Origin of the sequence: Alcaligenes parafaecalis, from assembly GCF_026344135.1 — a bacterium.
Taxonomy (GTDB): domain Bacteria; phylum Pseudomonadota; class Gammaproteobacteria; order Burkholderiales; family Burkholderiaceae_B; genus Alcaligenes; species Alcaligenes parafaecalis.
The window spans coordinates 381,665-408,376 of the sequence record NZ_JAPKNA010000004.1 but is presented as its reverse complement, the minus strand read 5'-3'; the positions used below and the strand labels follow the sequence as shown (position 1 = coordinate 408,376).

General features: G+C 58.0%; 20 protein-coding genes. 8 read left to right on the top strand and 12 right to left on the bottom strand.

Annotated elements, in window-relative coordinates:
• Window positions 1-2: 2 nt before the first annotated feature.
• The 3 genes from OSH09_RS14790 to OSH09_RS14780 form a co-directional block, all read right to left on the bottom strand.
• Window positions 3-566: an anthranilate synthase component II gene (locus OSH09_RS14790; protein ID WP_266121409.1), complete on the bottom strand. Its 564-nt coding sequence runs from the start codon at window positions 564-566 to the stop codon at window positions 3-5.
• A 38-nt stretch (window positions 567-604) separates the two neighbouring features.
• Window positions 605-2,125, bottom strand: a complete 1,521-nt coding sequence (trpE, locus tag OSH09_RS14785) for an anthranilate synthase component I (RefSeq protein WP_266121408.1) — start codon at window positions 2,123-2,125, stop codon at window positions 605-607.
• 214 nt (window positions 2,126-2,339) lie between these two features.
• Window positions 2,340-3,020 (bottom strand): phosphoglycolate phosphatase, encoded by a 681-nt coding sequence (locus tag OSH09_RS14780; protein ID WP_266121407.1) that lies wholly within the window; start codon window positions 3,018-3,020, stop codon window positions 2,340-2,342.
• Between the two features lie 210 nt (window positions 3,021-3,230).
• On the opposite strand from OSH09_RS14780, the gene OSH09_RS14775 reads away from it, so the two are divergent.
• Complete coding sequence (locus OSH09_RS14775; RefSeq protein ID WP_207872981.1) at window positions 3,231-5,033, top strand: GGDEF domain-containing protein; 1,803 nt, start codon at window positions 3,231-3,233, stop codon at window positions 5,031-5,033.
• Window positions 5,034-5,063: 30 nt separating this feature from the next.
• On the opposite strand, the gene rpe is transcribed toward OSH09_RS14775, so the two are convergent.
• Window positions 5,064-5,759 carry a ribulose-phosphate 3-epimerase gene (rpe, locus tag OSH09_RS14770; RefSeq protein WP_207872982.1) on the bottom strand — a complete coding sequence of 232 codons (696 nt, stop codon included), beginning with the start codon at window positions 5,757-5,759 and terminating at the stop codon, window positions 5,064-5,066.
• 117 nt (window positions 5,760-5,876) lie between these two features.
• On the opposite strand from rpe, the gene apaG reads away from it, so the two are divergent.
• The 7 genes from apaG to OSH09_RS14735 all read left to right on the top strand — a co-directional run bounded on the left by apaG (window position 5,877) and on the right by OSH09_RS14735 (window position 14,849).
• Complete coding sequence (gene apaG, locus OSH09_RS14765) at window positions 5,877-6,251, top strand: Co2+/Mg2+ efflux protein ApaG (protein ID WP_021447080.1); 375 nt, start codon at window positions 5,877-5,879, stop codon at window positions 6,249-6,251.
• Window positions 6,252-6,266: 15 nt separating this feature from the next.
• Window positions 6,267-7,562: a murein transglycosylase A gene (gene mltA, locus OSH09_RS14760; protein WP_266121406.1), complete on the top strand. Its 1,296-nt coding sequence runs from the start codon at window positions 6,267-6,269 to the stop codon at window positions 7,560-7,562.
• Window positions 7,559-8,752, top strand: coding sequence for an FAD-dependent monooxygenase (locus OSH09_RS14755; RefSeq protein ID WP_266121405.1), 1,194 nt, complete (start codon window positions 7,559-7,561; stop codon window positions 8,750-8,752). The genes mltA and OSH09_RS14755 overlap by 4 nt, the downstream gene beginning before the upstream one ends.
• Window positions 8,753-8,791: 39 nt before the next feature.
• Window positions 8,792-9,523, top strand: coding sequence for a DsbC family protein (locus tag OSH09_RS14750; RefSeq protein WP_207872985.1), 732 nt, complete (start codon window positions 8,792-8,794; stop codon window positions 9,521-9,523).
• A gap of 311 nt (window positions 9,524-9,834) precedes the next feature.
• Entirely contained in the window at window positions 9,835-11,451 is a 1,617-nt protein-coding gene (locus OSH09_RS14745; protein WP_266121404.1) for an EAL domain-containing protein, read from the top strand.
• A gap of 178 nt (window positions 11,452-11,629) precedes the next feature.
• A complete protein-coding gene (locus OSH09_RS14740) occupies window positions 11,630-13,162 on the top strand; it encodes a methyl-accepting chemotaxis protein (RefSeq protein WP_266121403.1) in 1,533 nt (510 codons plus the stop codon).
• A gap of 109 nt (window positions 13,163-13,271) precedes the next feature.
• The gene (locus OSH09_RS14735; protein ID WP_266121402.1) at window positions 13,272-14,849 is read left to right on the top strand and encodes an alpha/beta hydrolase; all 1,578 of its coding nucleotides are present in this window, start codon (window positions 13,272-13,274) and stop codon (window positions 14,847-14,849) included.
• 524 nt (window positions 14,850-15,373) lie between these two features.
• Here the strand turns inward: OSH09_RS14735 and OSH09_RS14730 are convergent.
• The 8 genes from OSH09_RS14730 to OSH09_RS14695 all read right to left on the bottom strand — a co-directional run bounded on the left by OSH09_RS14730 (window position 15,374) and on the right by OSH09_RS14695 (window position 26,685).
• The gene (locus OSH09_RS14730) at window positions 15,374-16,162 is read right to left on the bottom strand and encodes a 2,3-dihydro-2,3-dihydroxybenzoate dehydrogenase (protein WP_266121401.1); all 789 of its coding nucleotides are present in this window, start codon (window positions 16,160-16,162) and stop codon (window positions 15,374-15,376) included.
• A 13-nt stretch (window positions 16,163-16,175) separates the two neighbouring features.
• A complete protein-coding gene (locus OSH09_RS14725; protein ID WP_207872990.1) occupies window positions 16,176-16,814 on the bottom strand; it encodes an isochorismatase family protein in 639 nt (212 codons plus the stop codon).
• 14 nt (window positions 16,815-16,828) lie between these two features.
• Window positions 16,829-18,034 (bottom strand): isochorismate synthase, encoded by a 1,206-nt coding sequence (locus tag OSH09_RS14720; protein ID WP_266121400.1) that lies wholly within the window; start codon window positions 18,032-18,034, stop codon window positions 16,829-16,831.
• A gap of 68 nt (window positions 18,035-18,102) precedes the next feature.
• Window positions 18,103-19,500, bottom strand: coding sequence for a Vgb family protein (locus tag OSH09_RS14715; RefSeq protein WP_266121399.1), 1,398 nt, complete (start codon window positions 19,498-19,500; stop codon window positions 18,103-18,105).
• Window positions 19,501-19,597: 97 nt separating this feature from the next.
• Window positions 19,598-20,848 carry an enterobactin transporter EntS gene (gene entS / locus OSH09_RS14710; RefSeq protein ID WP_266121398.1) on the bottom strand — a complete coding sequence of 417 codons (1,251 nt, stop codon included), beginning with the start codon at window positions 20,846-20,848 and terminating at the stop codon, window positions 19,598-19,600.
• A gap of 3 nt (window positions 20,849-20,851) precedes the next feature.
• Window positions 20,852-24,775: an amino acid adenylation domain-containing protein gene (locus OSH09_RS14705; protein ID WP_266121397.1), complete on the bottom strand. Its 3,924-nt coding sequence runs from the start codon at window positions 24,773-24,775 to the stop codon at window positions 20,852-20,854.
• Window positions 24,776-24,796: 21 nt separating this feature from the next.
• On the bottom strand, window positions 24,797-25,042 hold the full coding sequence (locus OSH09_RS14700; RefSeq protein ID WP_207872995.1) for a phosphopantetheine-binding protein: 246 nt from the start codon (window positions 25,040-25,042) through the stop codon (window positions 24,797-24,799).
• A 2-nt stretch (window positions 25,043-25,044) separates the two neighbouring features.
• Complete coding sequence (locus OSH09_RS14695) at window positions 25,045-26,685, bottom strand: (2,3-dihydroxybenzoyl)adenylate synthase (protein WP_266121396.1); 1,641 nt, start codon at window positions 26,683-26,685, stop codon at window positions 25,045-25,047.
• Window positions 26,686-26,712 lie beyond the last annotated feature (27 nt).

Genomic DNA, 26,712 nt, shown 5'->3' with positions numbered 1-26,712 from the left:
TATTAAAGATCCAGAAAGTTCTTCAGTAAGGCGTGGCCATGTTCGCTTAGCACCGATTCGGGGTGAAACTGCACGCCATAGATAGGCAGTTCGCGGTGACGGACACCCATGATTTCGCCGTCTTCAGTTTGCGCGGTCACTTCCAGGCAGTCGGGCAGGCTGTCGCGCTCGATGGACAGGGAGTGGTAGCGGGTGACGTTAAAGGGCGAGGGCAAGTTGCTGAAGACGTCTGTGCCCTGATGGGTAATAGGGGAGACTTTCCCATGCATGATTTGTTGCGCACGGATAATGCGCGCACCAAAAGCATGCCCGATGGCTTGATGACCCAGGCAGACGCCCAGAATCGGCAGCTTGCCCGCAAAGTGCTGGATCAGTGCAACCGACAGACCCGCGTCCGCTGGGGATTTGGGGCCGGGCGACACGCACAGATGGCTGGGATTCAGGGCTTCAATTTCTTCAAGCGTGACTTGATCGTTGCGTCGTACCACTACCTCCTGGCCCAGTTCTCCGAAGTACTGGACCAAGTTGTAGGTAAAGGAGTCATAGTTATCGAGCATGAACAGCATGGGAATACTCCGGCAAAAAAGGGATGGCAGTCAGGCGATTAGATGGGTTCGTCCAGACCGAATTGCACTTGTTCGGCAGCGCGGATGACGGCGCGTGCCTTGGCTTCGGTCTCTTGCCATTCTTTTTCAGGATCGGAGTCGGCCACGATACCGGCAGCGGCTTGCACATACAGCATGCCGTCCTTGATGACGCCGGTGCGAATGGCAATAGCCAGGTCCATTTCGCCCGAGTAGCTCAGGTAACCAGCAGCACCACCGTAAACACCACGGCGTACGGGCTCCAGTTCATCAATCACTTCCATTGCACGCACTTTTGGGGCACCGGTCAGGGTGCCGGCGGGGAAGGAGGCGCGCAGCACGTCCATCTGGCTCATGCCGTCTTGCAGTTCACCGCAGACATTGGAGACCAGGTGCTGGACATGCGAGTAGCGTTCAATCGCCATGGTGTCCGTGACTTGTACCGTGCCGGTTTTGGCGATGCGGCCAATGTCGTTGCGGGCCAGGTCGATCAGCATCAGGTGTTCGGCGCGTTCTTTGGGATCGGACTTCAGCTCGGCGGCCAGGGCAGCATCGGCTTCAGGTGTAGCACCGCGCTTGCGGGTGCCAGCCAGTGGGCGAATGGTGACGCGTTCCATGTTGCGGCCATCCTGACGGTGTTCTTCCTGACGCACCAGAATTTCTGGCGATGCACCCACGACCTGGAAGTCATCGAAGTTCCAGAAGTACATGTAGGGCGATGGGTTCAGCGAACGTAGGGCGCGGTACAGGGACAGGGGCGAGTCGCGGAAAGGCTTGGTGATGACCTGGCCGATCTGTACCTGCATCAGATCACCGGCAGCAATGTAGTCTTTGGCGCGGCCTACGGCCTTCAGGTAATCCTCTTTGTCGAAGTCGCGCTCGCATTCGGTTTGCATGCTGGCGTAGGCGTAAGGGATCACGACTGGTGAGCGCAGTTTTTCGCGCAGCTCTTTCAGGCGGCGTTTGGCCAGTACGTAGGCTTCGGGCTGGGCGGGGTCGGCGTAGACCAGCAGGTAGGTGCGACCAGCCAGATTGTCCACAATCACCAGCTCATCAATTTGCAGCAGCATGATGTCGGGCACGCCCTCTTCCTGATCAGCCGGGAAGGGTTTGCGGTTCATGCCCAGAGACGGTTCGATGTGTCGCACGGTGTCGTAGCCGAAGTATCCGGCCAGACCACCTGCAAAGCGGGGCAGGCCAGGACGCAGGGCGACTTTGAAGCGTGCCTGGAATTGTTCGATGAACTCCAGCGGATCGCCTTCGGCAGTCTCGACAGTCTTGCCATCGTGCAGCACTTGGGTATGACGGCCGTAGCTGCGGATCACCGTGCGGGCAGGCAGGCCAATAAAGGAGTAGCGACCGAACTGTTCGCCGCCCACAACCGATTCCATCAGGCAGCTGTAACGTCCACCTTCGGGGCCGTTATGTGCCAGTTTCAGATAAATCGACAGGGGCGTATCCAGGTCGGCATAGGTTTCCGCAATCAGGGGAATGCGGTTAAAGCCTTCTGCTGCTAGGGCATTGAATTCTATTTCTGTCATTGGGATCTCGAGGGTCAGTGGGTACGACGAGCCGGACAGAAACAAAAAAGCCCGGTCGTTGTGATTACCGGGCTTATTTTCCTGGAGGCGGTCCGCTGTGTACTACTTTGCAGGGACGCCAGACTTCAAGGTTATATCTACCCGATACACGAACGCCACCAGCGCCAATAAGCGCCGTAGATGGAGGTTGCATAAGTGCGAGTAGACATGAATTTTATGACGTAAATATGGTGTTGCGTTTGTTGCGCAGCCAGATGGCCGCGTCGGCAATAGAGGCAACTATACCATCGGAATCCAAGCTTTGCACATCCATCCCTTCGTTATAGCCATATGGAACCAACAGAACCGGAATATGGGCGGCACGGGCAGCCTGGGCGTCATTCATGGAATCCCCGACTACCAAGGACTGCTCCGGGGCCAGGTTCATTTGTTCGCAGGCGTAGACAAAAGGCATGGGGTCGGGTTTTTTACGCGGGCAGGTATCGCCGCCCACAATCAGCTCGAAATACGAGGCCAGGTCAGTTTGTTCCAACAGGGGGCGCGCAAATTGTTCGGGCTTGTTGGTGACCACGGCCAGACGCAATCCCTGGCTTTTAAAGTCGTCCAATCCTTCTAGTACACCGGGATACAGGCGGCTGTGTTGGCCATTACATAATTGGTAATGGTAATAAAATGATTCCAATGCCTGGGTGTAGTCGGCAGGAGGATTTGGCAGATCGGTCAGGGCGCGTCGCACCAGATTTTCCGATCCTTTCCCCACGAAAGTAGCGATACGCTCCTCTGGAAGCGCAGGCAGACCGAGATCAATACGCATGGCATTGCAGGCAGAGGCCAGATCAGGAATGGTGTCCAGAAGGGTGCCATCCAAATCAAACAGTACAGAGAAAATATTCATCTTTTTGTAGCGAACTTGTGACAAAATATTGTCAAATTCCTGTTAAGGTCGAGCAGAAAAAGTTTTCCGAACATCGGGTTTTCATTTCGTTTGATTCATCATGTTAAAGCTCCTTACTGCACCTGGGCTTATCAATTTAGTGAGCAAACCGTATTTTGGTACAAGATTGGCTTTCGATTGTCCGTTCAGAAAGGCCCTAGGAGCGGAAGTATGATGCTCGATACATTTCATCAGATTCTCGTAGAAAAACAAGTTACGCCAGTCTTTCAGCCCATTGTGGATTTGCAGTCTGGCTTTATTTTAGGTTACGAGGGTCTGATTCGAGGGCCGAAGGACACCAGCTTTTATTCGCCATTAGCCTTGTTTGACGCTGCCCGGCAGTGTGGGCGCTTATGGGATCTGGAAGAGCTGTGTTGCCATACGCTGGTCGGCAGTTTTAATCAGCAGGGTTTGGCGGGCAAACTGTTTTTGAACTCCAGTCCGGATGTGGTGATGCGTATGTTGCCGTCGGCCCGTATTGAGCCGCGCACCGGTATGCCGCAGCTGGAGGGAATTGATTGGAGCCGGGTGGTGGTCGAGCTGACCGAGTCCGAGCGTACCGACAGCTACGATTATTTGAATCAGGCCATTGAGCTGTATCGCAAGGAAGGCCTGCAGTTTGCCATTGATGATCTGGGCGAAGGCTATGCCTCGCTGCGCTTGTGGTCCGAGTTGCGGCCCGAGTATGTCAAGATCGACAAATATTTTGTGCGCGATATTGATACCGATGTGCTCAAGCAGCAATTGGTGCGCTCTATTTGCGATATCGCCAGCCATGCCCACTCTGTTGTTATTGCCGAAGGCATTGAGACCGGCGCGGAACTGCGCACCTTGCGCTACCTGGGGGTGGCTTGTGGTCAGGGCTATTTGCTGTGTCGGCCTCAACCCCATCCTCCTGCTCAATTGGAACCGGCGCAGGCCGCCTTGTTCGGCCCCTCCCATACGCGCTCGCAGCGCCAAGTTCAGGGTCGGGACTCCATGAGCGTGCGGCGTCTGTTGCGTGCAGCACCGGCCGTGCCCGATCACACCCCGACGAATCGTGTTTATGAGCTGTTTCAAAGTCACCCTGATTTAAGTGCGGTGGCTTTGCTGCGCGGAGACAGGCCTACGGGCATTTTGCGCCGCAGCCAGCTTTATGATCAGCTTGCGCGGCCGTATCACCGTGAGCTGTATGGCAATAAGCCCTGCTCTTTGTTTATTGAGGCCCCACCCCTGATTGTGGATTGTGAAACCAGCCTGCTGGAGCTGGGGACTTTGATGACGCAAGGGGCAGGTGACGCGTTAAGCGATGGCTTCGTCATTACCGGCGCGGGTGAATATTTGGGTTTGGGCTCCAGTGTGGAGCTGATGCGCGAAATTACGCAGATCCAGATCATGACCGCCCGCTACGCCAATCCGCTGACGCAATTGCCGGGTAATGTGCCGATTGATGAGCATATTGATGGTTTGCTGCGTAATCGTCAGAACTTTGCCGTGTGCTATGCCGACCTGGATCACTTCAAGCCCTATAACGATTTGTACGGCTATCGCAAAGGTGATGAGTTACTGCGGTCGATGGCCGAGCTTTTTACCCGTTATGCGGTGTCGCGCATGGATTTTGTAGGCCATGTGGGGGGCGACGATTTTATTCTGGTGTTCACCAGCCCCGATTGGGCCGAGCGCTGCCAAAGCATTTTGGACGAACTGGAAAAAGAGCTGGAGTCCCTGTATCGCCTGGAGCACCGGCAAGCTGGGGGGTATCTGGCTGAGAACCGTCAGGGCGTGCAGGTGTTTCACCCGCTAGTGAGCCTGTCTTTAGGTGTGGTTACCGTTAATGAGCCCGAATTGTATTCGGGCTCGTTGATTGCGGAGCTGGCCAGTTCTGCCAAGGCTCAAGCCAAGCGGGTGCAGGGCAATGCCCTGTTTGTGGAGCGCCGTCGGCCGGACAATCCGGTACGGCAAGGCAGTTATAACCGCAACAGGGTACTGCAGTAGGCCTGCCTTCAGGCAGGCCGTGCGCGGTGCTTAGGCTTGTTCGGCCAAGGCAATCTGGGCGCGCATGTCGCTGATCACTTGTGCGTAGTCGGGCTGACCAAAAATAGCCGAACCGGCCACAAAGGTGTCAGCACCGGCAGCACGGATAGCGCCGATATTGTCCACTTTCACGCCACCGTCAATTTGCAGCAGGATGGGCTGACCGCCTTCTGCTGTCCAGGCATCAATGCGGGCGCGGGCCTGGCGCAGTTTGTCCATGGCGCTGGGGATAAAGGCCTGGCCCCCGAAACCGGGGTTCACGGACATCAGCAAGACCAGGTCCAGCTTGTCCATCAGGTGATCCATCCAGTTCAGCGAGGTGGCCGGGTTGAAAACCAGGCCGGCCTTACAGCCATGTTCGCGGATCAGCGACAGGGTGCGATCCACGTGGCGCGAGGCTTCAGGGTGAAAGCTGATGTAATCGGCACCGGCTTTGGCAAAGGCGGGGATCAGGGCATCAACCGGCTCCACCATCAGGTGCACGTCAATGGGAGCGGTGGTGTGCGGGCGCAGCGCGGCACAGACCATGGGGCCAAAGGTCAGATTAGGGACAAAGTGGTTGTCCATGACATCGCAGTGAACCCAGTCGGCTCCGGCGGCAATCACATTGCGGACTTCTTCACCCAGGCGGGCGAAGTCGGCCGATAAAATACTGGGAGCGATACGTGTGGAGCTGGCTTGGGACATAATAGGTGCCGTAAAGATTAGACATCACGAAAATCGTGACCATATGTCATCATTATAGTTTCAAGCGGGGAGCTGTGCAGCGCCTCGTATTTGTACAGCCGTAACCTGGAATCCATTATGAAGCCTGACGATATTGAGGTGCAGATCACGCCCCAGTACCTGCCTGAGCAATCCGAGCCCGACAGCAATCAATATGTCTTTGCCTATACCGTCCGGATTACCAACAATGGACAGCAGACGGCCCAGATTATCAGTCGTCACTGGATCATTACGGATGACAATCAGCAGGTTCAGGAAGTGCGTGGCCTGGGCGTTGTGGGGCAACAGCCGGTGCTGGCTCCAGGTGAGACCTTTGAGTACACCAGTGGCTGTCCTCTGAACACGCCGTTTGGCACCATGCGCGGCAGCTATCAATGTGTTGGTGAAAATGGCGTGCCCTTTGAGGTGGCCATCCAGGAATTCATCCTTTCCTCTCCTCGTACCTTGCACTAAGGGCCACACCCAGCCATGAAGATAATTTATTGCGTGCCAGCCGTATTGCTGGCATTGAGTGCCTGTTCCACTGTTTCTGTGGATCAGGGTTCTTCGTCAACGGCTCCGGGTACAGCAGAAGGCGGTCCTGATATCGCTCTGCAGCCTTTGCGCGTGCCGTCTCTGTCGGCATTGCCGGAAACCCCGGCGCGGGCGCTGGCGGGTCGATACCAGGCGGTGAACTGGTCTACCTTGCCGGGTTGGCAGGCGGATTCGATGGATCACGTCTGGAAAGGTTTCATCAATAACTGCAAGGGCCTGATGCGCCCGGTCAGCGGTTCGCTGGCCATGCCTGCCCGCGCCAATCCCCGCGCCTGGCAGCCTGTGTGTCAGGCCGCAGCTTCCGCAGGCTTGAATGCCGACACCAAAGATACCGCAGCCGTACGCAATTTCCTGCAGGAACAGTTGCAGCCCTGGCGCTTGCTGACCGGGGATGGTGCCGTGGCTCAAAACACCGTCACCGGCTATTACGAACCCTTGCTTAAAGCGTCGCGCACACGCAGTTCTGCCTACCAGTGGCCGCTGTTTGCTGCACCGGATGATTTGCTGACCATTGATCTGGGTAGCCTGTATCCCGAGCTGGCGGGCAAACGTATTCGTGGCAAGCAGCAGGGCAAACGAGTTGTTCCTTACGATACCCGCGAGCAGATCATGGCCAAGCCAGAGCGTCAGCCTCCGGTGATTGTGTATGCGGAAGATCCGATCGAAGGTTTCTTCTTGCAGATTCAGGGTTCTGGTCGTGCCATTTTGCCCGATGGCAGTGCGGTGCGTCTGGCTTATGCCGATCACAATGGCCGCCCATACGCCTCGGTCGGTCAGTGGCTGGCCAAGCAGGGCGAAATGCCCTTGGCGCAGACCTCCATGCAAAACATCAAAGCCTGGGCCAAGCGCAATCCGCATCGTGTTCAGGAAATGATGAATGTAAATACCGCCATGGTCTTCTTCCGCGAAGAGGCCATTGTGGATCAGGACCTGGGCCCCAAGGGTGCTTACGGCATTCCTTTGATCGGTTTGCGTTCCGTTGCCATTGATCCCACTTACGTGCCTTTGGGTACGCCTGTATATCTGGCCACCTCGCAGCCTGCGACGAACCAGCCTTTGCAGCGACTGGTCTTTGCTCAGGACACGGGCGCGGCTATTAAAGGTGCCGCTCGTACCGACTTGTACTGGGGCACGGGCGATCAGGCAGGCGCACAGGCAGGACGCATGAAGCAGCAAGGTCAAATGTGGCTGCTGTGGCCACGTCAGGCAGGAGCACCGAGCGCACGATGAAGAAAGAACGAATTGTGGTGTGTGGCGGGGCCTTGGCCGGTATGGCCAGCGCCCTGGGCTTACGCAAGGCCGGGTTTGACGTCAGCATCTTGTCGCCCGCCTATAAGCCTATGCAACTGGCAGACGGACAATATCACCCCCGTGTGTATGCCGTCTCGGTTGCCAGTCAGCGCTTTTTGGCGCAGTTGGGTGCCTGGAATTTGATGTCCGCCCAGCGTATTTCTCCCGTGCAGGCGATGGAAGTGCATGGGGATGGCGGTGGTAGTCTGAACCTGCATGCCTGGCAGGACGCGCAGGATTATTTGGCCTGGATTGTGGAATCCGGCCAGATGGAACAGGCGCTGTATCAGGCTTTGCAGGTTTTTGGTGTGCCCTGGATTGAAGACCGTTTCGAGCGTCTGGAAGGCAATACCATTGTGACTGCCGGGCAAAAACGGATTACTGCGGACTTGTTTGTAGGCGCGGATGGGGCTCGATCGGGACTGCGTACCGCAGCCGGAATTGAGCACCACGGACGTGAATATGGCGATGCCGGTTTGGTGGCCCACTTCAATGTAGAGCGGCCGCATCAGCAAGTTGCTTTGCAGTGGTTTACGGGCGACTCGATTCTGGCCCTGTTGCCTATGCCGGATGTGGATGGCAAGCCGCAAGTATCTATGGTTTGGTCTGTGCCGCAAGCGCAGGCGGACAAGGTGCTGGCAATGCCGTCTGATGAGCAGGCCCAGTATCTGCAGAACAGCTTGTTCTCCTTATCGAATGGCCGTGTGGGGCAGTTGACGCTGCGTGGTCCCGTACACGGCTTTCCCTTGACCTTCGAGCGCAGCGGCCTGGTGTCGCCTGGTGTGGCTTTGGTGGGCGATGCGGCGCATCGAGTCCATCCATTGGCGGGTCAAGGCTTGAATCTGGGCTTGGGCGATATCGAGGCTTTGATCAAGGTCTTGTTGGAACGCGGCCCACATTATTCGGTGGGGGATATGCGTGTGCTTAATCGCTACAAACGCGCGCGCGCCGAACCGATTGCGGCCATGCGTGCAGCAACCGATGGCTTGTATCGCTTGTTCGCCGCACCGGGAGCGCCTGCTTCCATGCTGCGTAATGCAGGCATGCAGGTGGTGGATCGTTTGCCGTGGGTCAAACGCCGCCTGATTGCGCATGCCGCCGGAGTCAGCCCCGGTTCTCTCTTGTTCTAAGGCCGATAGAGTCTTGTCGATTAGCAAAGGAAGTACGTCATGATGTTGCACCTTCGTTCTGTATTGGCTCTGGCGCTCTTGTCGCTGTGTAGCCTGGCTCAGGCAGCCAGCCCCGCCAAAGTAGACAGCCGTTTCGAGACCACACGCCAGGCGTTTGAAGCCGCTTTTCCCGGTGTGACGGTAGAAGGCATTCGCGCCACACCGTTTGCCAATTTGCTGGAAGTGGAAGTGGGCGGCACCTTGCTGTATACCGACCCGCAGGCCAGCTTTGTGCTGCAGGGTTCCTTGCTGGACAGCAAGACCCGCGTAGACCTGACCGAGCAGCGTATGCAGGAGCTCAACCGGGTGTCCCTGAACGACTTGCCCCTGGATAAAGCGATCAAGTTGGTGAAAGGCGACGGCAGCCGCCAAATGGTGGTGTTTGAAGATCCCAATTGCGGTTATTGCAAACGTCTACATACAACGTTGCAGGAGATCGACAATGTTACGGTTTATAGCCTGATGTTTCCTATCCTGGGACCGGACAGCCGCCGTAAAGCTGAAGACATCTGGTGCGCTCAAAACCCCGCGAAAACCTTGAGTGATTGGATGGGAGGCGGAGCACGACCCGAGAAAGCGTCGTGTGAACATCCATTGGATCAGTTATTGGCGGTAGGCCAAAAATTGCGTATTCAAGGTACCCCGGCCATTTACTTTGCCGATGGCAGTCGTGCCGATGGCTGGCTCCCTGCTGCCCAACTGCAATCCCGCCTGGAGGCCGCGGCCCAGTAAGTATTTCGGCCTGTCTTGAGCTAGAGCAACCCGCTTACGAGCGGGTTTTTTACGTCTCAGCGTTATGAAAACTATAATTATTTATGATTCATGGTTTTAATAGAATCGCAATTGAAAAATAAACCCGGGAGGGTGCCGGGAGTAAGGCTGACGTTATTTTGAAGACAAAAAATTTCAAACGCCACATTTGACCATTCTTTACTTTGTACTCCGTATTCTTGACGTGATAATTCTAACTATTGATAAAAATAGTATTGTCGGCCCGCGCTGGGTTCGTCGCAGGGCTGACAATAATTAAATAGTAGGCGCTTATGGAACATGCACGTTGCGTGTTGATTGTGTTGGAAGAAGGCGAAGGCTTGCACTACTGGCAGGAACAACTGCGGGTTTTCGGCACCAAGACAAGCGTGGTCAGATCCCTGGAGAAGGTGGCCGATGCAAGGCAAACCCAGGCGGATATGTTGCTGTTTCCTGTCGAAGCGGGCTATGTCCCTTTGATGGTCGCCAAGCTGCGTAATGATTTCGGCTCCTTGGGGATTGTCGCGGTGCAGTCTGGCTTGTCGGCCAGCGCACGCGTACAGCTCTTGCTGACGGGGGCGGATGCCTGCTTGGCACTGGATGTACAAGTTCCCGAGCTGATGGCCTGGTGTCATGCCGTGCGCCGTCGTAATGTCTATGCTGCTGTGGGCAGCATCCAGGCCGTGGAAGAGGTGCAGGATCATGGTGGGCAGCAGGAATGGGTACTGCGCGATAAAGGCTGGACCCTGGTGGCACCCAATGGCGTAGGCCTGGAGCTGACTCATAGCGAGCGCCAATTGATGGATGCCTTTGTCCGGCATGCGGATGCCCGTTTCAGCCGTGAAGATCTGATGCGCGACAAGGGACTGGCAGCCAGTGATAGTCGTGCTGTGGATTCTTTGATCAGTCGTTTGCGCCGCAAGGCCAGCCAGGCGGGTGTAGCCTTGCCGATCAAGTCTGTGCATGGTTGGGGATATACCTTTACGGGTAAGCTGCTGGCCCAGCAAGAATCCTTGGATTCTGAGGTCATGGAGTTTTATACGCCTCGTGACGAATTGGAATCGCCTCAGCCTACCCCGCTGGAGCTATTGCATGCCTTGGAAACACTGGACGTGCTTGATCCGCAGGCCAGCGAAGCCCTGTCTTTCTCTTACCAGTTGCGGGTGGCAACCAGCACGGGGCAATACAGTGGCGTGGATGCCCAGGTGTTCTGGACGTCGCCCACGGGTCTGCGCCTGTCTTCGGAATTAGTCTTGCGCCACATGCCGGACCCGATTCACCGTCAGGCCTTGTGCGAATGGATGTTGCGTACCTTGCTGGCGGATGTACGTCGTTGGTGGCAGGAGTATTCCTTGCGAGCCAGCCATATCGGGCTGAAGTTGCCTATCGATATGCTGTTGCCTATCTACAAACGCATGCCCAGCTTGTTGCGTCAGTTTGAGCTGCAGCCCTGCTGTCTGGAACTGGATTTGTTCAGCGACGAGGATCTGGAAGAAACACCGGAGCTGATCCAGGCTTTGCAATATCTGCAAGACCATGACATCCAGGTCTGGCTGACCAGCACGGAGATTGAAAACAATAAGCTCAATCACCTGCGTGGCTGGCCCATCAGTGGCGTCAAGCTGGAAGCTGAGGTGATTCAGCGCGCATGCCGCGAGGCTACTTTCAAGGCTTTGCTGGAAACAGCTTGCCACTTGTTGAGCGAGCAAGGCTTTGAGCTGGTAATCAAAGGGGTGGATAACCTGGAGCAACGCGACCTGGCGTTGAATCTGGAGTTGGGCCATTACCAAGGTCGCCTGACGTCCGAGCTGATGTCCGAGGATGGTTTCTTGCTGACCCTGGCCAGCAGCGAGCCTTCTTTTGGGCAAAGTCATGACTCGTCGCGCCGTTTGAGTAGTAGTGTTTTGTAAGCCGCCTTAGCATCCAATCATCTCGATATGTAACTTTAATTAAGTATTCAAGCCCGAGGCCGTTACCCAGCTTGTTCGATGGGGCCTCTTAGCAGGCCGACCGTGCTGACACGGTCGGTTTTTGCGTACCTGGGACCTGTCTTTTCAGCGTTGCTCGGGGAATATGATGCGTTTGGGCTTGAAACAGAAGTTGTGGTTGCCATTGATCTTGTGTTTGATGGCATTGGTGGCGGTATTTACGTTTGTGAACTATCAGCTCTATCAGGCACAGATGGAGGAGCGAAAAAATAGTTTGCAGCACATCGTCAATATCGCGGTAAATATTACGCAGGACTACCAGCAACTGGTCAGCAAAGGCGTACTTAGCCAGGAAGAGGCGCAAAAGCAGGCGCTGCAACGCATCGGCAGTATCCGTTTTGGGCAGGAAGGCTATGTGTCGGTGCTCTCGACCAATGTCATCTCCATCATGAATCCCAGCCGCCCTGAACTGGATGGCAAGGATGTCAGCGCGGTGGTCGACAGCAATGGCGTCCATCCTTTTGCCGAGATGAGCCGTATTGGCCGCAACGGCGGAGAAGGCTTTCTGGAATACCATTGGCCCAAACTGACTGACAAATCCAACGCGCCCAAACTGGCCTTTGGTAAAGGGGTGACTCAGTGGGATTGGGTACTGACCTCCGGGGTGTATATCGACAATATCAAGGCGCGTTTTTTCAGCAATCTGCTTAGCTCCTCGGTGGTGTTCTTGCTGATCATCGTGCTGGTGTCGGCCGTGACGGTGTTTCTGGCTCGCCAGATTTTTGTCGAACTGGGTGCCGAACCCACGATCTTGCATGATGCGGCTCAGGCGATTGCCAATGGTGATTTGCGTGTTGCTCATTCCTTGCGCTCGATTCCAGACAATAGCGTGATGGCGTCCATCGAGCAGATGCGCTTGAAGCTGAACGATGTCATGCGCACCTTGCAGCACAGCAGTGGTGTGATTGCGGACGATACTTCGCAATTGTCTGTGGGCAACCTAGAGCTGTCCAGCCGCACAACTCAACAGGCGGCGGCCTTGCAGGAAACGGCATCGGCCATGGAAGAGATGACGGGTACGGTCCGTATGAGCGAAGAAAACGCGATGCGTGCCGAAGAGGTCTCCAGCCAGGTACAGAAGACAGCTCAACATGGCGGTCAGATGGTCAGCGAGCTGGTGGACCGCATGGGTGCTATTCGTGACACCAGCGGCAAGGTGGCCGACATTACTACGGTTATCAACTCGATTGCGTTCCAGACTAATATTCTGGCCCTGAATGCGGCTGTGGAAGCGGCGCGAGCCGGGGAGCAAGGCCGTGGTTTTGCGGTTGTGGCGGGTGAGGTACGCGCCCTTGCGCAGCGTACGACGGCATCGGCTCAGGAGATTGCCCAATTGGTGGAAGCGTCCTCCAACAGCACCCGCGAAGGCGTGCAGTTGATGGGGCAGGTGGGCAATGTGATTGACGAGATGGTCACGGGCAGCTCGCAGGTCATGACGATTGTTCACGAGATCGCGGCCTCTACCCGCGAACAAACCATTGGTATCGAGCAGATCAACGTGGCGGTGGGGCAGTTGGATTCGGCGACGCAGCAAAACGCGGAGATGGTGAATCAGGTGGCGCACACTTCCAGCGAATTGCAGGATCAGGTGCAGGAGCTGGATCGTTTGATTCAAGCCTTCCGTCTGGGGTGATAAAAGGCGCTGCCTCGCGCCAGCCAAGGGGTGCGCCGATTATTTTTGATCGTATACTGCTCCTTGGTACTGGGCTTGTCCTGCGGCAGACCGGCATTTAGGAGGATGTATGTTGCGCGCACCTGTTGTAGCGGTATTGATGGTGGGAATGGTTGGGTCGGCTTGGGCGGCTACGCTGCCTTCGGCCCAGGGTGAAGTTCAGGCGCACGAACATCATGAACGAATACTGAGCTTGCAGCAGAATGATCTGGTGCAAGGCAGTTGGCAGCACAGTGGTGATGTGGCGCTGGAATTGTTCGGCCCGGATGGCAAGGCAATTCGTCATTGGGCGGATGCGCCTGCACAGGGCGGCCCTTTTGGTTTTATTGCGAGCACCGCGGGCGAGTACCGTTTGCGTGTATTGGGTCAGGGCGAGTATCAGTGGCAGGTCAAGTCGGTCACGGCTCCTCAGGCGCCTGCTCAGGCCGAGCCTTTGCAAGGTGATGTGATCCGCCAGTGGAGCATGCGTTTGCGCGCTGGTGAGCCGTCTCGTGGTTTCTGGGACTATGTGCAGCGCGTGGGCTCTCCTTTGGTGGAGCGTTACAGCAATACGCATGATCGCGTCACGTTTGTGTGGCGCGGTGCCCAGCAAGGGGTGCGTCTGCATGGTGGGCCGTTTGCGTATAGCGATCGCATGCATCGCTTGGGCGAGTCCGATATCTGGTACATCACTTACGATTTGCCGCGTGATGCCCGTTTTACCTATCGCATCGCGCCGGATGTGCCTTATGTAGGCCCGGAGTTGGCGCGCGAGGTGTTGCGTGCGGCTTTGCAGCGTGATCCGAACAATCCCCAGGCTTTGCCAGAAAACAGCAAGGATCTGTTTGATGGTGATTCGGTCTTGCGTTTGACGCAGGCGCCTGCCGAGGCGGTGGCTTTGGAGCCGCAGCAATTGGGGCAAGGGCAGTGGCGCACGGAGCGCGTGCCCAGCGAGGCTTTGGGTGTGGAACGGCAGGTGCAGATTTATCAGCCTGCTGGCACTCGGGCACAGGATATTGATCACACTTTGATTTTGTTTGATGGTCGCGACTATCGGGATTTGGCGCGAGCGCCTGCCATGTTGGATACCTTGATTGCCCAGGGGCGTGTTGCGCCTATGTGGCTGGTCCTGGTGGACAATCCGGGCATGGCGGAACGGGCGCGGGAGTTGCCGCCGAATGAGGCGTATATCAAGTTTCTGGATAAGGAACTGATGCCTTGGTTGAATGCCCAGGGCGTGCAGTCGGCAGCGGACAAGACGGCGATTGGTGGTTCCAGCTATGGGGGCTTGGCGGCCATGAATGCGGCCTGGCGTCTGCCGCAGTTGTTTGGCAATGTCTTGAGCATGTCGGGGTCGTTCTGGTGGGCTCCGACGGGTGATGCGCGTGGGCAGTGGTTGACGCGCCAGATGGCGGATTCGCCTGCTGTGCCGGTGAAGGTTTATATGAGCGCCGGGGTGTTTGAGTCTTCGGGCTCAAGTCGGGATGTCAGCCTGGTGCAGGCGAATCGTCATCTGGATGATGTGCTGCGGGCGCGGGGGTATGACGTGCGTTACGTGGAAAGCGCGACGGCGCATGATTTTGTGGCTTGGAGGGATGCTTTGGCGTTGGGGCTGGAGCATTTATTCGGGGTTGAGCATGCAGAGGCTCCGGCTGAGGAGAAGAAGTAGCTGTAGCTGGACTTTGGTTGTGAGGTACGGGCTACAGACAGGCTCAGGAGACTGGACCGGGGGGCTGTTCGGGTCGGGGCAGGCTCAGGCGGGGCTGAGCGCTTGCTGGTGCTGCGCACCAGTACCCTTGGCATAAGATTGCTACGGGCGGGGCCTGAACTCGCCGGGTACTTGGTCCCCCGGACCAAGTACAAGCGTCCGGCTCAAACAGCAGGCCCCTTGCATCCCTACGCAATCTCATGCCCGCGGCAAGCACTCTGATCCGCCCCGCCTGAGCCTGCCCCGATCCGAACAGCATGGCAGTAGTGCTCCTGAGTGGACCTGCTCTGCTCTGACAGAGTCTGCCTTCATTGAGCCGCATTCACGATGTTTCGGTTCGCTCGTATTCTTCCTTAGCTTGGCAATAGGTGGTCAGTCCTTATCGGCACTGTCACTAGTAGGGATGTGCGTATGCTTGTGTCCGGACTCGTTCCGATGAGCAATAAAAAAGGGCGGAGATTCCGCCCTTTTTTGCGTTTGGCTGTTTAGCCTTGGTCCAGTGTGGCACCGCCGTCTACCCGCAGGTCGGACAGGGTGATGTGGCTGGCGCGGTCCGAGAGCAGGAACAGGACGGCTTCGGCGATTTCTTCGGGGGTGGCGATTTTCTGCAGGGGGATGCCCAGGCGGTAGTTTTCGCCGGAACCCGCGATGACGGTTTCGCGCGAGCTGCCTTGTGCCCACATGGCTTGTTGCATGGGGGTGTCGGTGGAGCCGGGGGAGATGATGTTCACCCGGATGCCGTGTGGGGCCAGTTCCAGGCCCAGGCAGCGGCTCAGTTGGGTGACGGCGGCTTTGGAGGCGGCGTAGGCGCCCATGGCGATGCGTGGGGTGGCGGCAGAGTTGGAGCTGACGTTGACGATGGCGCCTTGTTTGCGTTCGATCATGCCTTTGGCCACGTTACGGCAGACGTTGAAGACGCCGGTGGTGTTGATGGCAAAGGTGCGATCCCATTGCTCGTTGCTCAGCTCGGTGATGCGGCCCATTTGCAGGACGCCTGCGACACAGGCCAGGCGCTGGATGGGGCCCAGTTTTTCCTGGCCTTGGGCCAGTGCCTCATCGACGGCATCGGCTTGGCTGATGTCGACCAGGTGGCAGGAGACGCGCTCGCTGTAGCTGGACTGGCTCAGTTGGGTCAGGCCTTCTACGTCCAGGTCCAGGGCGATGACGCGTGCGCCTCGTTCCAGCAGCAGTTTGGTCACGGCAGCGCCGATGCCACGGGCTGCGCCCGTGACGGCGACGCATTCGCCTGCAAATTCTTGTGTGCTAGTGCTCATGTGTGCTTCCTGTTCAGGCTTGCAGGCTGTTCTGGATTTCGGCGCAGGTCAGGCTGACGCCGCAGCGTTGCGAGACGTGGCGGATGGCCTGATGATGTTCTTCCAGCGAGAAGTCGGCAACGCCGTCAATTGCCAGGAAGGGCTGAACGTCTTGCATGAAGGCTTCCAGTGCGGTGGTCATGCAGCCGATGTGGGCGTAGACGCCGGTGATGATCAGTTGGTCACGGCCCAGATTACGCAGTTGCTCTCGCAGGTCGGAGCGCTGGAAGGCGCTGTAGCGCCATTTGGTCAGCATGATGTCGGTGTCGGCGGGTGTCAGCTCGGGCACGACGGCTTGTTGTTCATGAAATTCGGTGGCGGTCAGGCCTGGACCCCAGAAGTCATTCAGCAAGGCACGGTCTTTCTCGGGCTGTTCGGTAGGCTGGGCGGTGTAGAACACGGGAATCCCCAGCTTGTGGCAGACGTCGCGCAGGGCGGCGATGCGTTCGATCAGCATGGGAATAGGGGCCTGGCTCATATCGTATTTCTGCAGAAAGTAGGTCTGCATGTCGTGGATGAGCAGGGCGGCACGATTTGCCTGTGGACGCCAATTGACGCGGTTGGCTACGGGGGTTTGTGGCAGCTCGTAGCTGGGCAGCGCGTGAATGGTCATGGGTCGTGTCTCCGTTAAAGTGTTATGTTTTGCGCCAGACCCAATGAGTTGATCAGGGTCATGAGTTTATTGCCGGTTTCCTGGCGTTCCAGGGCGGGGACGGAACCGTCCACGATGCCCGCGCCAGCCGATAGGGTCAGGCCTTGTTGGGTGTAGTGTCCGCAGCGGATGGCGACGGCCCATTCGCCGTTACCTTCGTGGTCGTTCCAGCCTATTGCACCTGCGAAGTAGCCGCGATCAAAGACTTCAGTGACTTCGATGGCCTGCATGGCAGGCTGGGTTGGCAGGCCGCATACCGCTGGTGTGGGATGCATGGCCAGGGCCAGTTCCAAAGAGGTGACTGATGGGTCGCGCAAGCGGCCACTGATACGCGTGGACAGGTGCCACAGGTTAGCGGTGCTGGTCAGGCTGGGGCCGTCGGGCACTTCCATGGAGTCGCAGAATTGGGACAGGATGCGCACCACGTCTTCGATCACATACGCATGTTCACGCAGGTCTTTGCTGGAGGCCATCAAGCCTTCGGCACTGGCCTGATCGCGCTGCGGATCGGCAAAGCGGGGTGCTGTGCCTGCCAGTGGATTCACGGTGACCAGATCGCCTTGACGACGCACCAGCAGTTCGGGGCTGGCCCCAAAAAACAGGTCCGGATCTTGTGAGTCGCCGCCCGGCAGGGGCAGGGCATAGGTATAGCCAGCCGGATTGCTGTGGAGCATATTGCTCAACACAGTCTGACGATCCAGGGCTTCGTTCAGCGTGATGGTCACGGTACGGGCCATCACGGTTTTGGAAATGTTCTGTTCGCGCATCGTCGCCAGAATGCAGCTGACGCTGTCTTCGTAGCCTTCGCCATCGGGCAGCAGACTCTGGCTGGCAATGGTGTTGCCGGATTTGGCCAGCGGTGGGCGCTGGACGGGACGCAGCAAGACGGGATCGCGCTGGTATTCTTTGGGAACGCGCAAATAGGCTTCGCGTGCCGGATTAAAAGGGATCACACCTAGCAGCATGGGGGCGTCCAAACCTTGCTGGGCGGCTTGCGCCAGCAAGGTTTGAGCATCCTTCAATAATTGTCCTTGGGCATTCGAGGTATGCCGCTCCAATGCCGTGCCGTGTGCCATCAAACTGATGGTGGGAGAGGCAAATACGCTGCTGTCGGCCTGGTACTGCCTTAACCATTCTTCAATGGTGGCGTGGCGGACTTGGTCGTCGATACGGCTTGTCATAGGAGTCCTTTTCAAGGGCAAGGGTTTTGCCTTTGCGCCCCTTGCGACAGCAGGGGCGCGTCGGGCGATTACTTCAGGTGAAGACGCGTAATGCGGTCAGCCGTCTGGTCATCCTTACCTTTGGATTTGTTGACCAGGTAGGCATTGCCTTCGCCATCCAGCGAGACGTGGTTGGGGAAGCTGCCGCCGTCCAGGTTGGCAACGATTTCGCCTTTACCGTTAACAACGGTCACGGTGCCAGCACCGCGAGAGGCCACGTAAGCCAGCGATGTCTTGGGATCAAAGACCACGTTCAAGGCGCCAGCGCCAATCTTGATGTCGTGCTGAATAGCACCGTCTTTGGCGTTGATGATCAGCAGGTTGTCGCTGCCTTGGGCGGCTACATAGACTTGGTCATTCTTGCTGTCTACCGATACGCCAGCCAGGCCACGTGCGCCAGGAATGGGGAACACGGTCTGAGCATTGCCGTTTTTCAGATCCACAATGATCAGCTCATTGGTGCTGGCGCTGACGGTGTACAGACGGTCTTTTTCAGCGTCCAGGATCAGGCTCATGCTGCCGGGCTTGTTGCGGGTTTTCGATTGCAGTTCGATCGGGTCCAACTGAGTCAGCTTTTTGGTGTCGAACACGGCCAGGGTGTCAGCGCCGGGCGAGGACACGTAAGCACGGTTGGTTTTTTCGTCCACAACCACATCACGTGGGTGGCTGACGACGCCGTCTTCAAACTGTTTGACCAGTTTCAGGTCTTTCTGGCTGTAAACAGCGACGGAGCTGCTGCGGGTGTTGGTAACCCAGACATTGCCTTGCTTGTCGTCCACGTCCACGCCGTATACGGCTTGAACCTGACCATCGTCACGGCCTTTTTGGGCGGCAGGTGTCACGCTGGCTTCAACGGCCAGGGTCTTGGCGTTGACTTTAACCAGTTGGGATTGCTTGACTGGTGGGCGGCCCACGGCGGACGTCACGAACAGCACTTTGTTCTTGGGGCTGTAGGCGCTTTGGTACAAACCGGGCACCAGGTGCTGGGATTGCAGCTCGAACTTGTCCTGGCCGCTCAGCTCAACTTTAGGGGAAACCTTCAGGTTGAAGACTTCGGCTGTGGATGGCTTGCTGACCTGCATGACCACTGGGTGCACGCCAACGGCGGCGTCAGCAGGAATGGCAACGGTGGTGCTCAAATTGCCGTCTTTATCGGCGACCAGGGCGGCAGGGGTCAGGGCATGACCGTTTTGCAGCAGGATGACTTCCTGACCGGGGGTGAAACCACGGCCTGCCAGTTGGGCTTCGCTGCCTGCGTAGACCACGCCAGCGGCATTCATGGAGCCACGGAAGTCAGTATCAGGCTGGTCAAAGGCGGGAGCGGCAAAGGCATTGGCCAGGGACAAGGACAGGACGGCGGCGCTCAGGCCGGCCTTGCGCAGCAGTGCAGCAGGGGTACGGCGAATGCAATTGACATTGATTAGCATCTTTTAATCCTAAATAAAGGTTCGGTCGACAAGACGGTCCATGTAGGAGCTCTTTCTACAGGCGTGCAGCAGGCGTGGGTAGAACAAAATCGAGATGTCAGGCATTGGGAGGGCCATCCTGTTTGCTGGCCGAACGCAGGCCTTGATTGAAAATTCCGAAACCACCCGCTACCGCGGCACAGGCCAAGCCCCCTACCGCAACGGCGACGGCCGGACTGAGCAGGCGAGACAGATAGCCCATCTGCATATTGCCCAGCGCCTGACCCAGGGAGTACTGCGTCATCCACAGGCTGGAGACACGGCCCAGCAGGTAGTCGGGAGTGTGGTGCTGAACCAGCGCCATGCGCATGATTTTGGAGATTGTATCGGCGGCACCCATGATGGCCAGGCAAATCAGGGCCCACCATAAGGTCGGTTGCAAGGACAGGGCGGCCACGGCCAGACCCCAGATCAGCACGGCAATCACAATGGCCGCACCGGGACGGGAGACTTGGCGGCACCAGCCGCTGGACAGAGCGGCCAGCGTGGCACCTACAGCCGGAGCGGCGTAAAGGTAGCCGGTGGCAGTGGCACCCATCTTCAAAATGGTGTCGCCCCATTCGGGCATCAAAGCCAGGGGCGTCGCCAGAATCAGGGCGGCCAGATCAATCAGCAGCAGGGCGCGTAGCAAGGGGTGGCTGGCAACAAAGGCCAGCCCATCGCGCAGGGACTGGAAGGCGTTTTTCTGTGGCTGCTTACCGGCTTGTGGAGGCAAAGGCGGCAGGGCTCGCAAGAGCAATGGGGTGACGATGACACCGCACAGCACGATCACGTAGCAGAACACCAGGCCAGGGCCAGCAATCAGAACGCCAGCCAGCGCAGGGCCAATAATGCCGCCCAACTGCATGGCCAGACCGGACAGGGCAGCCGCTGCAGCCAGCTTGTCGCGACCGACCAGCGCCGGTGTTGCTGACATCATGGCGGGAACGCTGATCCCGCCTGCCGCGCCACCAATGGCTGCAGCTACATAAATCAGCCAGACCTGGGGCGTGGGCAGCAGGGTATTGAGCAGGAACAGCACCACGCTGATGATATAGACGCTGCGCGACCAGACCATCAAGCTGCGTCTGTCCACACGGTCGGACAAGACACCGCCCACAATCAGCGCCAGCACCATCGGTGTGGCCATAGACACGTTCAGGAAGGCAACGGCCACACTGGATTTGGTCAGCTCATACAACTGCACACTGGCGGCCACCATCAACATGCCGGTGACCAGCACGGTTGCGGCCCGAGCGAAGTAGGCAAAGCGGAATGCCCGGCTTTCGATCAGCGGTGAGATATCCAGAAAGAAACGTCTTACAGACATGGCTTATACATCGAGTTCAGGTTGGGCTTGTGCCTGTTCGGCGAAAGCCATGGCCGAGTCCATTAGCGGGGCCATGATGGCCACAGCTTCAGTACCGGTCAAATGCGCGTGCAGGGAGGCAATATCGTGCACGTCCAACTGCCCTGCATAGGGCTTCCACAAATCGGGATGCAATTGTGTACCTGCGTGATCCAGAGCGGCGCGGAAATACAGCATGGAGCCGTCATACGCGTGATGCTCGTACAGACGCACCAGGCGGTTATTGTTCTCGACCACCTGGAATACGCAGTCCAGACGCGTGTCGGGCAACTCGGCCAGCGGGTGACCGCTGCGCTTGAGGAAGTCCACCACACCCTGACGGGTCAGGGAAACGTCGGGCAAGCTGTCCGGGTCATGGCCTGCGATATGCAGCAGGGCCTTGTAGATAGCGTTGGGCTCGGGAGGTGGTTCGTTACGCCAGGCGTCGCTGGGATAGGCGTCCAGCAAGGACAACATGCCGACTAATTGACCGCGACGGCGCAGCTCGACCGCCATGGCCTGAGCAATAATGCCGCCCACCGACCAGCCTGCCAGATGGTAGGGGCCGTGTGGCTGTACTTGTTCGATACGGTCTACATAGACTTTGGCCATGGCATCCAGGCTGCCATCCAGACCCAGCGAAGGATCAGACAAGACACTGGCTTGCAAGCCATAGACGGTACGGCCAGGGGGCAGATGACGCGCCAGCGCACCATAGCACCAGGACAAGCCACCAGCCGGGTGAATCACAAATAGCGCGGGCTGTTCGTTCTGACCTGGGCGCAAAGTGATGATGGGGCCAAAGCCATCGGCGGCGGTACTGCCTGCCTGATCCAGATGTTTGGCCAGACGGGCAATGGTGGGGAATTCAAAAATAGTGCCAATTGACACGGCTTGGCCGCGGGCTTCGCGCAGTATCAGGGCCAGTTTGGCGGCCAGCAGCGAATGACCGCCCAGGGCGAAAAAGTCGTCGTCAGCGTAAAACGTGTCGCTGCTTTCCAGCACGGTGGCGAAAGCGGCGGCGATTTGGTGTTGAGTGGCGCCTTCCAGTGGCAAACCAGCCGAGCGTGCCTGCAAGGCAGGGACGGGCAGGGCCTTGCGGTCCAGCTTGCCGTTTGCCGTTACGGGCAGTGCGTCCAGGCTGATCCAGGCACTGGGCACCATATAGGATGGCAAGTGCTCGCCTACATAGGCTGCCAGGGTGTTGTCAGTGCATTGGCTGTCTGCCTGCGGCACCCAGTAGGCCACGATGGCCATTTGACCGGGTACATCTTCACGGGCAATAACGGCGACATGGGCCACATCGGGGTGGCGAGCCAGCAAGGCTTCAATTTCGCCCAGCTCGATACGCTGGCCACGCAGCTTGATCTGGTGGTCGGAGCGACCCAGGAAAATAACTGCGCCATCTTCACGCCAGCGGGCCACGTCGCCGGTGGCGTACATGCGGTCGCCATGTAGGGCGTAAGGATCGGGGACAAAGCGTTCGGCGGTCAGGTCCGGGCGACCCCAGTAACCTTGGGCCAGTTGACGGCCAGCCAAGTACAGATGACCGGCTACACCGGGTGGCACGGGCTGCAATTGTTCGTCGAGAATGTACAGGGCGGTGTTCCACACGGGGAAACCGATAGGTACAGGCTGGGATTTGTCGTCGCGCGAAGCAGGCCAGTAGGACACGTCCACGGCGGCTTCGGTAGGGCCGTACAGATTGTGCAGCTCGGCGTTCAGCAGGGAGTGGAAGCGGTCGCGGGTAGCGGCCGACAGTTCTTCTCCGCTACAAAACACCAGACGCGGCGCCAGTCCACGAGCGGCAGGCTCATCCAGAAAGGCGCTGAGCATGGAGGGCACAAAGTGCAGCACAGAGATGCTCTGTTCGCGCATCAGTCGGGCAATATGGGCCGGATCGCGGTGCGCTTGTGGCGGGGCCACGACCAGAGTCGCACCCGACAGGAAAGGCAGGAAGAACTCCCACACCGACACGTCAAAGGTGGCTGGGGTCTTTTGCAGAATGCGATCACCGGCACCAATGCCGTAATGCGTTTGCATCCACACCAGACGGTTGACGATGGCGTCGTGGTTGACCAGCACGCCTTTGGGGGTGCCGGTAGAGCCGGAGGTGTAGATCAGGTAAGACGGGTCATGCGGGCCAGCGGCTGTCCAGGCGTCTGTGCTGCAAGCCTGTTCAGGCTGAGGAACCAGCAGGGTGGCGTTCAGCGTGCAATCGGGCTGGCCGACCAGCAAGCGTGGTTGAGCGGCCTGCAAGATGGTGTTCAGGCGATCGGCGGGCTGGTCCAGATCCAGTGGCAAGTAGGCGGCACCGGCACGATGAATGGCCAGCAAGCTCAACACCAGTTCCAATGAGCGGGGCAAGGCGACGGCGACGATATCGCCGGTCTGCACACCAGCCAGGCGCAGTTGTGCGGCCAGATTGGCGGTTTGCTCGTCGATTTGGGCGTAGCTGAGCTTTTTGCTTTCAAACTCCAGACCACTTTGTTCCGGGTGGGCCTGCAACTGGGCGTGAATCAGTGCCCATAGCGTGGTCTCGGGAACCGGATGCGCTGTCTGATTAACGGTTTCAATCCAGTGATGATGCTCCGCTTCCGTCAGCGTAGGCACAGCAGATAGCGTGTCGGCCTGCAAAGCGCGCAGCAGGAACTGCTCCAGACGGACCAGATGGGTTTGAATCTGCTCTTCGGTGTACAGACGCGGGTTGGCTTCTACTTCCAGACGCAAGCCACCGGCATCGGGCTGGGCACGGAAGGTGAAGTTCAGATCTTCCACGGGACCAGCGCACAGCACGGTCTGGCTGGCGGTCAGGCCTGCTTGTTCGTAGGGCGCATCGAAAGGCAGGACGTTGATGATGGGGCCGTGCAGGCGGCGCATGCCACCCAGCAAACCCAGATCACGACGCAGTTGCTCACTGCGATAACGGCCGTGGCGACGTGCCTGACGCAGGGCCTTGGAAACCTGAATCAGGTACTGATTCAAAGGCTGGGATTCGTCGATCTGCAAGCGCAGCGGAGCCACGTTCATGACGGTAGAGACGATACGGGCGCTGATGTGGCCCAGACGTCCCATCCACGGCACACCGACGGTGCATTCATCCTGGCGGGTGTGACGGCGCACATAGGCGGCGGTCAGGCCCGTCAGAATGTCTGGCCAACTGATGTCGCTGCTTTGTGCCAATGCTTGCAGGCTGGTGGTCAGCTCCGGCTTGACGGCGCTGCGGGCCAGCAGGAAATGATGGTCGCTCAAGGCCTGAGATTCGCTCAGGCTTTGGGCGGGTTCTGCATCGCTCAAGGTATCCAGCCAGAATTGTCTGTCCTTGCTGCGGCGCTCGCTATTCCGATAGCTTTGGTCGTCATCTTGCAAAAGAGTGAATGACTCCAGTGCATGACCATGATCTTCACGACCGCTCAACAAGGCTTTGTAGAGCTTGACCACACGTGTCTCGATCAGCGCCATGCCATAGCCGTCAGCGGCCAGGTGATGGATGCGTTGATACCAGAGGTGGTGCTTGGGCCCGAGCACAAACAGAATATGTCGTGCCAAGGGCGCAATGGTTGGGTCCAGCGGCGTGCGCAGGTCAGCCATAAGCTGCGTTTGCGCTTGTTCGGCACCATCCGCGTGCGCGGACAGGTCAACAATCTCTAGCTGGATGGGTTCTTGCGGACGCAGGTACTGGGCAGGGCCGTTGGGAGTATCCACCATGCGCAAGGTCAAGGCGTCAGCTTCGGTCAGCGTCAGCGTGATGGCTTGTGCAAACAGCGCTGTGTCCAGCGCAGAGTGAATATGCGTGCAGTGCCCGGTATTGAAGATCGGGTTAAGCGGGTCCAAACGCTGGGCGTACCAAAGACCTTCTTGTGCTTCGGTCAGGGGGCGCAATGGCTGTTCGGAAGGAGAGCTAAACATAAGCGTGTTGCAGTAAGAGAATCAGCGGCCGTTTTGTTGGGCACGCTCGATCAGCGACCACCATTGGCCCAGGGTGACAACCGAGGCCATTTCGGAAAACTCGATAGGAGCACCGGCTTCGCGCCAGCGGGTGGCCAGGGTCATGACGCGCATGGAGTCCAGGCCCAGATCGATCAGGTTGTCATCGTCCAGAATGTCCTCAGGATCTTCATGCAGCATGGCGGCAATATCTTGCCGCATGCGTTCCAGGGTAAGTGCAGTACTCATGATTATTCTTGCGTTGTGTTTTCTAATTGCTCGCGCAACTGGGCGCGCAGTTCTTTGCGGCTGATCTTCAGGGCCGCTGTTTCCATGAAACGGTCCACAAACACGATTTGATCCGGCACTTTGAAATCGGCCAGACCACGGCTGCGTATCCATTTCTTCAGCTCAATGGCGCGCGGCTTGTCATCCTTGGGGATGATGAAAGCGCAACTGCGCTCGCCCAGAAATTCGTCGGGCACCGATACCACGGCGGCATCAAAGACCTGCGGGTGAGCCAGCAGATGGTCTTCGATTTCCTCGGCGGAGATTTTCTCGCCAGCGCGGTTGATGTGGTCAGTGGCACGGCCCTGAACCATCAAATAGCCTTCGGGCGTCATGCGCACCACGTCGCCTGTGCGGTAAAAGCCGTCCTCGGTAAAGGAGCGGGCATTGGCCGACGGGTTGTTGTGATACGCGCGGATTGTGTACGGTCCACGGGTGAGCAGGTAGCCGGTTTCGCCAGGGGCGACCGGGTCACCGCTGTCGTCCACGATCAGGATTTCATCGTCCGGGCTGATAGGGCGGCCCTGGGTATTGATGATGGTGTCTTCGGGATCGTCCAGGCGGGTGTAGTTCACCAGGCCTTCGGCCATGCCAAACACCTGCTGCAAGGTCACGCCCAGGGTGGGGCGCACGCGCTTGGCGGCTTCCGAGTTCAGCTTGGCACCGCCCACCTGAATCACTTGCAGCGATTTCAGATTGGCATTGGTCTTGGTGGCGGCATCCATCCACAGCATCAGCAGCGGGGGGACCAGACTGGTATCAGTGACGCCTTCGCGCTCGATCAGTTCAAAGCACACGTCCGGGCTGGGCGCAGGGCTCAGCACCACTTTGGCGCCGACATACAGCGCACCCAGAAAACCGGGCGAGCTCATGGGGAAGTTGTGTGCAATGGGCAAAGCGCCCAGAAACACGCTGTTCTCGTCCAGACCGGCGATCTTGGCGCTTTCGCGCAAGGTGTAGATGTAGTCGTCGTGTGTGCGGGGAATCAGTTTGGACAGGCCTGTACTGCCGCCGGAAATCTGCAGGAAAGCCACTTCGGAGGGCTGGGCCGCCGAGTCGGGCACATCTACATTAGCGGCGCTGCTTTGCAACTGAGCCAGCGAGGTGAATTCTTGCGCTTCACCCACGATGTAAACCTGCTCCACCTGCGGGCAGCGTTCACGCAGCTCGCGTACCAGAGGCAGGTAGTCAAAACCGGCGTGCGTATCCACACCAATATAGGCGCGGGCGTCCGCGCTATTGGCAAAGTGCTCGACTTCGGTAATGCGGTGCGCAGGCAGTACGTACACCGGCAGCAGGCCGGCACGGAACAGGCCAAAAATTACGCTGACAAATTCAGGGATATTGGGCAGGTGTACCAGAACGCGGTCGCCTTTGCGCAGACCGGCTTGCAGCAGGCCTGCCGCGATCTGGCTGGCGTACTGGTCCAGCGCGCCATAGGTCCAGCGCTGGGTGCCGCCAACAATGGCTTCGCGTTCCGGGTGGTTTTGTGCGCGCGTGCGCAGCAAAGCGCCAAATGTTTCCCCTTGCCAGTGTCCAGCATCGCGATATCGCTGGGCAAAAGCGTCAGGCCAAATTTGTTCAACAGGAATAGATTTCATCATGGTAATGAGAACTATTACATAAATAAG